Origin of the sequence: Arthrobacter sp. Hiyo1 (genome assembly GCF_001263615.2) — a bacterium.
Taxonomy (GTDB): domain Bacteria; phylum Actinomycetota; class Actinomycetes; order Actinomycetales; family Micrococcaceae; genus Arthrobacter.
On the sequence record NZ_DF952478.1, the window covers coordinates 105,762 to 115,707 of the forward strand.

Below are 9,946 nucleotides of genomic sequence, written 5' to 3' on the forward strand. Positions count from 1 at the left end.
AGAACCCGGACACCCCCTCTTCGGTAATCGCGCGACGCTGGATCGCCGTCGACCCCAATGCCCTGCAGGGTGACGCCGACGACGACGACCAGGCCGAAGAGGCAGCCGACGACGAAGATGCCACGAGCACCGTCGCCGCACCCGCCGGATCCGACGATGAGTGATCACCAGGCCCAGGTAAAGGAGCCGGCAGATGACTAAACACACCCGTGCCTGCGATGTCATCGCCGCTCCGGCTGACACCTCGATCACTGCCATGAACCGGCTCGAACGCGTCATCTGGCTCCAGCACCACGGCATTGCCGATGAACGGATCCTCGACGCGCTGTTCGATCCGGCCGACCCAGAGCTTGAGCGGTTCGTAACCGAACTCGCCGCAGCTCTCGAACCGCGGGGTCTTTCCGATGGCTGAGATCCGCGAGAACCCCATCGAGCGCCACCTGCTCACGCAGTGCCGTGCACATGGCTTCCTCTGCCTGAAGTTCATCTCGCCGGCGCGCGGCGGCATCCCTGACCGGATCGTGGTCACCTCCGGCACGCACGGCACCGTCTTCGTCGAGGTAAAGCGTCCTGGCGAAGAGCCGGACCCGCGGCAACGCGCGACCCACGCCAAGATGCGTCGCTTCGGAGCCGAGGTCTACGTCGTCAACAGCTACACGGCCGTCGAACACCTCATGCAGTACCTCTCCGGAGCGTCGAACGCAGCACAGACCAAGCAGTCGGCGTAGCAGAACCACCACCGCGGCTCCCAGAAAAGACAACAGAAAGAAGCACGAGATGACACCCCCGACCACCATGCTCGACATCCCGCGTACGGCGCATGCCGAGCCCGAGATCACGATCTATGGTCCCGAACAGTGCCCGAACTGCGAAAAGGCCATGGGTCTGTTCGACCGCAACAAGATTGCGTACACGAAGATCACCATCGAGCCCGGCGACAAGGATCATCGCTACATCACCGAAGAGCTCGGCTACACCGCCGCTCCGGTGATCGTCCTGACCTTCACGAGTGGGGCCAACCCTCACACGGTGCACTGGGGCGGCCATCGCATGGACATGCTCATGGCCACGAAGAGCCTGGTCGCGAACATCAGGGCAGCAGCTGAGGCCGAGACCGCCGACGAAGCTGTGCCGGTGTCGGCATGACCATCGTAGAGACAGCCCTGCCGCAGTTCGAGACCAAGGACTCCGGCAAGCGGGACACCTATGCCTCGGGCATGAATCGCGAACCAGGCACCGGACGCCCGCGCTTCGACCTCCTCGTCCCGGAGAATGTGCCGTTCGACCAGCAGCTGCTCACGCGCTGCGCGGCCCTCATGGAGAGAGGCGCGCGGAAATATGCAGAGCGCAACTGGGAGAAGGCAGACTCGTTGGAAGAACTCGAGCGCATGAAGGCCAGCGCGTTTCGCCACTTCATGCAATGGTTCGCTGGCGAGGCCGACGAGGACCATGCTGCCGCTGTTTTCTTCAACCTCCTGGCGGCTGAGACCACGGCCTACAAGATCGCGCAGGTCCCCAGGACTCGGACCTGATCTCATGAGTCGCGGACTGACCAAGACCCATGGACGCCGAAGCCAAGATTTCGCTGCTCAAGGAGACCCTCAGCGTCTGACAGTGCTGGACCTGCTGTACCCACAACCGAAGGAGCACAACCGACATGTCCTGGCCCAAGAAAAAATCCGCACAGAGCAGCTCAACGCCTGAAGAGCAGCAGAAGAAGGACCTCTCCACCCCAGCGATCGTTGCCATCATGCTCGCCGCAGTCGTCGTCATCGGCGTCGGCTTGTGGCTGATGGTGGGCTGACACAGCGACTCTGTCACCACGTCTGCGCCTTCAGGCGCACGACACCATAACGACGCTGCCGCTGCGCACCCGATCATCCCGAAAGGAGAGGGCGGCGCAGCCTTGCTGCGTTGCTCGCACCGCTCATGACCATCCTCACCACCGCCGGGGCACCTCCCACGCCGCCGGGCCCTCCGCCGGCTGCGTCTCCAGCCCCAGCGCCCCCAACGGCAGGTCCGTCTCCGTCCGCCTTCTCACTGATGCCGCACCAGCAGCAGGCCGTCGACTTCATCGCAAGCCGCCCGGCCTCCGGCGTATGGCTCGGCGTCGGAGCCGGCAAGACGATCACTGCTCTCTCCGCTCTCCAGTGCATCCGTCCCATCGGCCACATCCTGGTCATCGCGCCCGTCGCGATCGCACGGTCCACCTGGCTCGACGAGATCGAGGAGCGCGGCTTCAACATCCGCACCCGTTCGCTGATCGTCGACGAGCGGGACCGCAAGCTCTCGAAGAAGCAGCGGCTCGAGCGCATCAAGCAGGTGTTCGTTGACCCGCCGACGATGTACTTCATCAACCAGGATCTGATCAGCCGTTCCCCGGACAAGCGCTGCAAAGTCTGCCACGGCGACGGGCTGAAGGACCGCGTGTGCACCGCCTGCCAGACCGGGCTCGTCGACCAGATGCCCGTGCAGAAGCTCAGGGTCCTGATGGAACGCTGCGCGACACCATCATCTGGCCGTTCCAGACCGTCATTGTCGACGAGTCCCAGGAGTTCAAGTCACACTCGTCCAATCGCTTCAAAGCCCTGCGCGTGGTCCGCCCGGCGATCACCAGGTTCATTGAACTGACGGGCACGCCTGCACCGAACGGTCTCGAGGACCTGTGGAGCCAGATCTATCTGCTCGATCAGGGCCAGGCGCTCGGCGCGACGATCACAGAATTCCGACGGCGGTGGTTCACGCCGAAGATGATCCCCGGTCAGACCGTCCCGGTCGGATGGGACCCGAACCCCGGGGCCGAACAACAGATCCACCAGGCGATCTCGCACCTGGTGATGAGCGCGCAGAACACGGCCGTGGTTCTGCCTCCGCTCACGATCGAGAACGTTCACGTCAAGCTGCCCGCACACCTGATGGACGCCTACAAGGCGTTCAAGCGGGAGCTGGTCATCGACGTCGTCAACGAAGCTGCGCAGCGCAAGGCTGAGCGGGCTTACGACCAGTGGGTGCAGCATTCGCCGCAGCCCGAGGCGCAGGTGATCCGGGACCATCTCGCGACGCTCACGGGCACTGCGCTGTCGGACGCCTACGAGAAGTTCAAGGCCGGCATGATCCAGGACTTCCTCCAGGATCCCGACGCGCAGCTCATCAAGACGGTGATCGCCGAGAACCAGGCTGTGCTCACCAGCAAGCTCATGCAGTTCGCTTCGGGCACTCTCTACACCGCCGACCCGGACGATCCGTCGACCAAGGGCCAGTACGAGATCCTCCACGACGAGAAGATCCAGATGGCCGAGTACCTGATCCGCAACAACGGGGGAGACCCCATGCTGGTCGCGTACCACTTCAAGTCGGATCGCGAGCAGCTGATGCTCAAGCTCAACAGGGCCGGCATCAAGGCGGAGATCTTCGACGGTTCACGTGAGATGAAGCAGCGCTGGAGCAACAAGCAGATCCAGGTGATGCTGATCCACCCTGCCTCTGCTGGCGCAGGGCTGAACCTGCAGCACGGCGGCTCCACCATGATCTGGTACACGATGCCGTTCTCGCTGAAGCACTACCTGCAGACGAACGGCCGGCTCTTCCGGACTGGCCAGACCAAGCCGGTGCGCATCTACCAGCTGATCACCAAGGGCACGCAGGACGAGCGGATGCCGGTGGTGCTCCAGACCAAGGAGCTCACCCAGGACCGACTCATCCGGGCCGTCGACGTCGAGAAGGGCCTCGAACTCGCCTTGATGGACGAGATCCGAGATGACCTCAACGACCTCTGGACGACCACACGGCTGTGATCCTCACGCGGACGGCGGCGGGGCTGCACTTCCGCAGTCCCGCCGCCGCCCAGCCATTGCTCTCCCACCAATAGGGAATCGGCAAAGCCGATTCGGGCGGTGCACCAGAACAAATAGCCAGCCGTGCGCCGGCGTGCCATCGCCCGCCTCACCCGTTCCATCACGAAACCGACCTGAGCCTGGAGGGCTGATCCATGACCATTCGTGCACTGCTCATCCCCGTTGACACCGAACAGCCGCTCCGCATCGTCGAGATCCCCGAGAGCGAATCCCTCGCACAGCTGCAGGCCCTCGTAGAGGGTTATGTCGAGTGCATCGACCTTCAGCATGGTGTCACCAGCTGGCTGAACGAGGAAGGAAAGCTCACCGGCCTGCAGTACAACCCTCGCTCCCAGCGGCTCTACCTCGAGGCATACGGCCCGGCCGACATCCTCGTCGGTCCCGCCGTGCTCACCGGTGGCGCTGACGACCAGGGCTCCACTCTCGGTCTCTCTGATGCCCAGCTCGACCACGTGGATCAGCTGCTCGGCCCGTTCGCCCGCGTTTGGATCGAGAACACCTACAGCGACGGCCACGAATCTACCACCGAGGTCTGGCTTACTCCTCCCGCGGGCGACTCCGCACAGAAACTCGAGGATTGGTGGCAGGACGAGGTCTTTGAGCACACCGGGGACGGCCACGGTGCTGACAGCTCCCTTGGCTCGCTCCTCACCGCCACTGTGCTTTCTGGCCCCGCGCACCTGGTGGGGCAGACCTTCGAGTGGGGCGACTGAGCCATGCACACGATCCAGAAAGGCACCACAGCCATGAAGACCCCTGAATGGATTGCCCGGAATTCGTTCGTTCCCAGGGCCTCCGTCAGCGCACTCATTGGGAGTGGGACGGTGAAGTCGACACCTTCGTCCTCGCCTGGGACCGCTATACCGCGGGCCTAGACGCCGCAGGCCGTGACTACGGCTACTCCCGGTTGCTCAGATCCTCCGACCACGACCGGGCTGCACAGGCACTTCGGATCAATGCAGATCAGCTGCCGAAAGGGCTTGACCAGCAGGGGTTCATCGCCTTCCTCGACTCGCTTTCCGGAACCTACCAGCGCCAGACCGACGCAGCCCGTGCTCTGATCTGCTCGCTCACGGAAGATGGAAGCTTCGAGCTTCACGCAGCATAAAGAGTTCAACTACCCCCATGAAGCGAAGAAGAGAAGGATCGCTGCTTCCCTTTGCGACATTCCTTCGCCAAGGCGTGGATCATGTGAAGATCTTCAAGCCGCGTGGATCTTGGCGGCAACGCCTGGGAGATGGTTGGAGCAAATCGATCTTCTGTGGTCTCACTACGGATCAGGAGCGCAGCCACTTCCTTGACGGACAACTGGCGTTCCGTATCGACCCGCAGAGTGGAAAGGGCATCGGAAATCTCAATATAGGCCCGTTGCGTGCGCGCTGAGGCTGGCAGTTGCATCCGGAGCCGGAGTTCGGAAGATGACAGATGAACTGAAACTTCCCACAACCTGCCGAGTTGCCAGAGTCGATACCTCGCGACAATGGCAGCCCAAGCTCGTTCGCCAAAACCCAGCAGTGCCGCCCCACCAACACACAAACTGAGAAATATGCCTGTTGGAGCACGAATGCTGGCGACGTCTTGGTGAACCCCGATCAAGACGGAACCACCGAGCACAACGTTCACCCAGATGAACCCTGCGCACCCAAGGCCAACCATCACCAGCGCGACTGCACTGATGGGGCGGCGGCCGAACTCACGCGGCACTCGTGAAAAGGACAAGCTCAGCAGCTGAAGCAGACCCCAAATGATGTAGAGGTGAAAAACAGCGATGTGGAGCGCCACCGCCGGATTGAGCGGGTCGATCTTGGTCAGATCGTTGATCGGAGGAGCCCAGGCGAATCCCAATGGCCACGTTGCAAACAAGACCAGAGTGACCAGACCTGACCGTACCTGAGCGCGCCTCAAGGTCACTTGTGGAATCTGTTCAAAGCGCAGAGTCAAGACGATCACCTCGAGGGCCCCGATGAGAATACCCAGCAGACCGTGCCACATCGCTAACCCGAAGTTGAAAAACGACGCAGTCAGCGTCATAGTCCCATAGGCCGTAGCAGCGACCCCCAAAGTCAACAGCGCGACACTCATCGCCTGATGATTCACTGTCTCTCGCTGATCCTTGAGGCGAACTGTCCTTTCGACGGCAAGAAAAAGTGACACGCCGGCCAGAGCGATGAAGATCCAGTTGACTTTGTCGACCATCACCAGAACTCTTACTGCCAGCGCTCATCAAAGAACGTATGACCGCCTCGGAGAACGCGCTCTCTCAGAAGGAACGAGAGGTGCGTTCCCAGCAATTCGGCGTCCGCTTCGGGCCCTTCTTCATAAGTGTCCCGAGCAGCGACAACCGACCGCACCAGATCCTCGTCAAGTCCGGTCACGAGCCCCGAATCCATGAGGGAATCCGCAAGATCTGCGGTGTGCGCATGGCCCAGCAGAGCATGAGCCACTTCATGGCAGACAATCGCGGCCGTTCTCTCCGGCGACGTCGAAGAGGACACCACGATGTAGTCTGCGGCTTCAGTCGAGATCAACAACCCGGACCGGGCTGAGCCCAGATCTTCGGTCAGAAGTGTCAACGGCCTCCCGCGGCTCTGGGAAAGAGCCTCCAAAAGGTCTGCTACTTCACCGCTTGCCGGAAGTAGCTCCTCGGCAGCTTTCAGTGCCGATCGAAGGTGGGGTTCCCAAATGTTCCGCATCAATCCCGAACTGTCTGTTTATGGGGCAGGTATTCCTAGGATCGCCTGAACAATCTGCCGCCGTGCCTGCTTACCCTCGGGGATCGGCAGGAGCGGGTAGACGTGAATGTGGCCGGCCTTCTCGTGGTACTCAACGTCCACACCTGCGCTCCGGGCCTGCTCAACAAAGAGCCGTGTGTCCGGATTGAGGATGTCCCGAGTGCCACTGAAGACCAGAAGCTTGGAGAGCCCCCATAGCTCTCCGAGGAATGGATTGAGAACCGCGTCGTCGACATCGTCTCCGGCCCACATCTCAACCAACTCCAACTGGCCACGCTTCACAAGCCATGGATCCAAAGTTTGAACAGTATCGATCTCAGGGTTGGTCATCCGCAAGTCAAGTGCCGGAGAGATCAACACCGTGAGCGCCGCTGGAGAGCCCTCGTTCCTCAGCAAAAGGCTCGCTGACATGGCGATAGAGCCGCCAGCGGAATCACCCATCAACGTCAGAGGACCCGGGTACTTTTGTGACAGCTTTGTGACAAATGGAACAACTTCTGCCGCTGTCCCACCCTCATGTGCCAATGGATACACCGGCATGATCACAGTAGAGAACGTCTCTTCCGCCAGCTGTTCGATCAGCTTCCAATGATACGAAGACGCCTCGTGAATCCACCCTCCGCCGTGGAGATACATGATCGTGCCCCGCGACGGACTTCACGGGAGAGATAGTAAAGACACGCCAACCGTCAACCATGGCCGCGGACACGCGGACTCCAGGTCGATGCCGCTTGGGGGCGCTGACGGATCGCGGATGAAGGGCCAGATGATCCAGGTGAAGACGGACAGCCTCTCGCGTCAGGTAGTTCTTGTTCGCTTTCCGCCAGCGCATGATCGAGGGCATCAGCTTGCCCAGGACACTCATCTTCCCTGAAGTCACGATCTACTGCTCTTTCTTGTCTTTGTCGATTCCCTCGATCTTGCGAATCTGATCAAGCACGGCCAGCACGGAACCCAGGCCCTCTTGTGACACCCCATGAGCCCGAGTCAGGAGCCTCTTGACCCCGGCGTCACGCATCGCGGTAATGATTTCGAGCGATTCCTGAATCTCTGTCGCAGCGGTGTCATCTGCGAAGTAGGAGAGCGGGACATGGAACAACTCCGCCAACCCTGCCAGGAGCACGAACGACGGATTCCGACGACGACCAGACCGCAATGCTCTGATGTGGTTGGCCGTTACCACAATCCCTTGCGCCTGAAGTGCCTCAGCAACTGACTGTGAAGTATGAAAAGTACGGTCTTCCACACTCTTCGGTACCGTCCTGAACAGCTGATCTAGCCGCTCAGCGAGGTGCGGCAGCTCATCTGGTCGGTGCTGGCCGGGATCAATCTCTGGATTCATAGGTGTTCCTCGTGGAGTCAACTCACACCGGCCTCTCCGGTGTGAGTTGCATTAGCACCTCTATGGTATCGCGAGTGTGAGTCGCGCGCGTCTAGGGACGCACCAAAACAAACCGACCGACTTGCTTGTGCGTCTGTAGATGCTACGCTGATCACCATTGCGTCTGTAGGAACGATTGGGTCCGGTTGATGATCTGGGCTCAAACCTAATAAGGATTGGATTGAGTAGATGGTCAACAGCGACTCGATTGCAGATGAGTTCAAGGGCTTCAACGATGCCCGCCGAATCATGTGGTGCCACGAGATCCGCGCCCGCGTGATCGAGCGCCTCGAGTTGACGAGCTTCCTCACCGATGTGGCCATCGCTGCTGTGCACGTCGACAACACCAGCCGCGCCGATCGGGTCTACCTCACCGCGTTCGACGCCGCTGGCCGACAGCTGCGCGGCGACACGCTCTACATCGACGAGCCGGGTCAGCACCTCGATATCGCACCCGAGTTCGACCACGACTTCACCAACATGGCCGTCACGCCTGGATCCGACCTCGAAGCAACGGTCAACCGTGAGTACGGCTGGGTCATCAACATGCAGGCACTGCGCGCCTACGATCTCATCGCCGACCGCCGCACCACGCAGCGCGCTGTGCTGCTGGCGCACCTGCCGGATCTGATGAATCGAGGGGAGGCCCGAGGCTTCCTCTTCGGACCGAGTGACTCCGGCAACGCCGACGCAGCCTGAACTCAACCTCGTCACCTGCTGTTCGCTGACCAGAACGCCCCGCAAGGATCCAAGCCCAGCGGGGCGTTCTTGTTTTCGTGGAGACCGTGTGAGCACGGGTGATGCAAGAGCGGGGGACCGACTCACGTCGGTCCCGGGGGAAGAGATGTGACGTGTTCCGAATCCGGGCAAGACCCGGATTCCCCAGCGCCACGAGCAGACGTTCGAACAACCGAAAGAGGCTTCAATGGCCAGCACCTTCGATCCGGCGCTCACCGAGTCCACCCATCTGATCAACGCCCATCTCGTCCACATCTACAAGGTTGGCGGCGGCACCATCGGCCACCGTTACCAGGGGAACTGGGCGTACCGCGTCAACCAGAACGGCAGGGTCGTCGCCTCCGGTGAAGACCTGTATACCGGCATGCCCAAGACGCATGACGAGGTCGCTGCCCTCGCGCTCGAGTTTTCACTGGAGCCAGGTGGAGCTGGTCGATGACGACAGAAACCTCGATCCCGGAACTGGCAGCCGAAGTGATCGTCGACGCTCATGCGATCGACCGCCACGACGATGAGTCGGCGCTGCAGGCTTTCGCCTGGGCGCTCGGCCCCGACATCGACTATGAACAGGGCCTGCGCGAGTTCGCAGACGCCATCCACGGACAGCTCACCGCAGTCGCGAGACTGCTCGACCGTGAATCGGCAATCGATCTGATCGACGCCAAGATCGAGTTGCTCTCCGAGTACAAGCTCGAGTACCCCCAGGACTACGCCCCCGATGACATCGCCGAAATGCACGTGGAGATCGCGCGCCTGGGCGAGCTTCGCGATCGACTCGCGGCCTCTCCGGTTACGGCCTAGAACGCAACAAGACCCCCGACATGCTGTCGGGGGTCTTGTTGCGCAGCTGCCGTCAGCGACGTCACGCCGGCGGAATCAGCAGTGATGCCCCGGCGTAGATCAGGTTCGGGTTTTCGATGCCGTTCGCCACGACCAGCTTGTCGATCGGGACACCCGTCTCGGCCGAGATCGCGGTCAGCGTGTCGTCGACCTTGATCAGGTAGACCTCGGGCTTCGGCTTGTGCGGCGGGGGAGTGGTCGTCTCCGTCGGCTTCACAGGCATCGGCTTGCCCGTCACGGGATCGATTCCCGTCACCGCGCCGTTCTCAAAGGCGTCCGGGATGCCGTTGTGATTCACATCGGGCAGCGTGACGGTGACTGTGCCGTCCTGAACCGGATCCTTCGTGTGCGTCTCGGCCGCCGGGGCGGCGATTCCCGCCCGGTCCTTTCCGAGCGCCTGA

At 61.6% G+C, this 9,946-nt stretch carries 17 protein-coding genes; 12 read left to right on the top strand and 5 right to left on the bottom strand.

Annotated elements, in window-relative coordinates; genetic code table 11:
• Positions 1-193 precede the first annotated feature (193 nt).
• The 9 genes from AHiyo1_RS22905 (at position 194) to AHiyo1_RS22935 (ending at position 4,962) form a co-directional block, all read left to right on the top strand.
• Entirely contained in the window at positions 194-412 is a 219-nt protein-coding gene (locus tag AHiyo1_RS22905; RefSeq protein ID WP_059390132.1) for a hypothetical protein, read from the top strand.
• The gene (locus AHiyo1_RS22910) at positions 405-728 is read left to right on the top strand and encodes a VRR-NUC domain-containing protein (protein WP_059390133.1); all 324 of its coding nucleotides are present in this window, start codon (positions 405-407) and stop codon (positions 726-728) included. Before AHiyo1_RS22905 ends, AHiyo1_RS22910 begins: the two co-directional genes overlap by 8 nt.
• 49 nt (positions 729-777) lie before the next feature.
• Positions 778-1,146 carry a glutaredoxin family protein gene (locus tag AHiyo1_RS22915; protein ID WP_059390134.1) on the top strand — a complete coding sequence of 123 codons (369 nt, stop codon included), beginning with the start codon at positions 778-780 and terminating at the stop codon, positions 1,144-1,146.
• On the top strand, positions 1,143-1,532 hold the full coding sequence (locus AHiyo1_RS22920; RefSeq protein WP_059390135.1) for a dATP/dGTP diphosphohydrolase domain-containing protein: 390 nt from the start codon (positions 1,143-1,145) through the stop codon (positions 1,530-1,532). Before AHiyo1_RS22915 ends, AHiyo1_RS22920 begins: the two co-directional genes overlap by 4 nt.
• A gap of 125 nt (positions 1,533-1,657) precedes the next feature.
• Complete coding sequence (locus tag AHiyo1_RS25180; RefSeq protein ID WP_172465725.1) at positions 1,658-1,804, top strand: hypothetical protein; 147 nt, start codon at positions 1,658-1,660, stop codon at positions 1,802-1,804.
• Positions 1,805-2,043: 239 nt separating this feature from the next.
• Positions 2,044-2,631, top strand: coding sequence for a hypothetical protein (locus AHiyo1_RS27645; protein WP_253257572.1), 588 nt, complete (start codon positions 2,044-2,046; stop codon positions 2,629-2,631).
• The gene (locus tag AHiyo1_RS22925) at positions 2,535-3,794 is read left to right on the top strand and encodes a DEAD/DEAH box helicase (RefSeq protein WP_253257571.1); all 1,260 of its coding nucleotides are present in this window, start codon (positions 2,535-2,537) and stop codon (positions 3,792-3,794) included. Before AHiyo1_RS27645 ends, AHiyo1_RS22925 begins: the two co-directional genes overlap by 97 nt.
• Positions 3,795-3,988: 194 nt before the next feature.
• Positions 3,989-4,567 carry a DUF3846 domain-containing protein gene (locus AHiyo1_RS22930; protein ID WP_059390136.1) on the top strand — a complete coding sequence of 193 codons (579 nt, stop codon included), beginning with the start codon at positions 3,989-3,991 and terminating at the stop codon, positions 4,565-4,567.
• A 47-nt stretch (positions 4,568-4,614) separates the two neighbouring features.
• The gene (locus tag AHiyo1_RS22935; protein WP_059390137.1) at positions 4,615-4,962 is read left to right on the top strand and encodes a hypothetical protein; all 348 of its coding nucleotides are present in this window, start codon (positions 4,615-4,617) and stop codon (positions 4,960-4,962) included.
• 5 nt (positions 4,963-4,967) lie between these two features.
• On the opposite strand, the gene AHiyo1_RS22940 is transcribed toward AHiyo1_RS22935, so the two are convergent.
• The 4 genes from AHiyo1_RS22940 to AHiyo1_RS22960 form a co-directional block, all read right to left on the bottom strand.
• Complete coding sequence (locus tag AHiyo1_RS22940) at positions 4,968-6,053, bottom strand: hypothetical protein (protein ID WP_059390138.1); 1,086 nt, start codon at positions 6,051-6,053, stop codon at positions 4,968-4,970.
• A gap of 8 nt (positions 6,054-6,061) precedes the next feature.
• Entirely contained in the window at positions 6,062-6,427 is a 366-nt protein-coding gene (locus AHiyo1_RS22945) for an ImmA/IrrE family metallo-endopeptidase (RefSeq protein WP_148667736.1), read from the bottom strand.
• Between the two features lie 138 nt (positions 6,428-6,565).
• The gene (locus tag AHiyo1_RS22950; RefSeq protein ID WP_059390140.1) at positions 6,566-7,222 is read right to left on the bottom strand and encodes an alpha/beta hydrolase fold domain-containing protein; all 657 of its coding nucleotides are present in this window, start codon (positions 7,220-7,222) and stop codon (positions 6,566-6,568) included.
• 247 nt (positions 7,223-7,469) lie between these two features.
• Positions 7,470-7,928 carry a helix-turn-helix domain-containing protein gene (locus tag AHiyo1_RS22960; protein ID WP_059390142.1) on the bottom strand — a complete coding sequence of 153 codons (459 nt, stop codon included), beginning with the start codon at positions 7,926-7,928 and terminating at the stop codon, positions 7,470-7,472.
• A 228-nt stretch (positions 7,929-8,156) separates the two neighbouring features.
• Between AHiyo1_RS22960 and AHiyo1_RS22965 the strand changes: the two genes are divergently transcribed.
• The 3 genes from AHiyo1_RS22965 to AHiyo1_RS22975 all read left to right on the top strand — a co-directional run bounded on the left by AHiyo1_RS22965 (position 8,157) and on the right by AHiyo1_RS22975 (position 9,506).
• Positions 8,157-8,666, top strand: coding sequence for a hypothetical protein (locus AHiyo1_RS22965; RefSeq protein WP_059390143.1), 510 nt, complete (start codon positions 8,157-8,159; stop codon positions 8,664-8,666).
• A gap of 226 nt (positions 8,667-8,892) precedes the next feature.
• Complete coding sequence (locus AHiyo1_RS22970; protein ID WP_059390144.1) at positions 8,893-9,144, top strand: hypothetical protein; 252 nt, start codon at positions 8,893-8,895, stop codon at positions 9,142-9,144.
• Positions 9,141-9,506 (top strand): hypothetical protein, encoded by a 366-nt coding sequence (locus tag AHiyo1_RS22975; RefSeq protein ID WP_059390145.1) that lies wholly within the window; start codon positions 9,141-9,143, stop codon positions 9,504-9,506. The genes AHiyo1_RS22970 and AHiyo1_RS22975 overlap by 4 nt, the downstream gene beginning before the upstream one ends.
• A 61-nt stretch (positions 9,507-9,567) precedes the next feature.
• Here AHiyo1_RS22975 and AHiyo1_RS22980 read toward each other — a convergent pair.
• The coding region (locus AHiyo1_RS22980; protein WP_172465727.1) for a LysM peptidoglycan-binding domain-containing protein at positions 9,568-9,946 on the bottom strand (379 nt) is incomplete at its 5' end.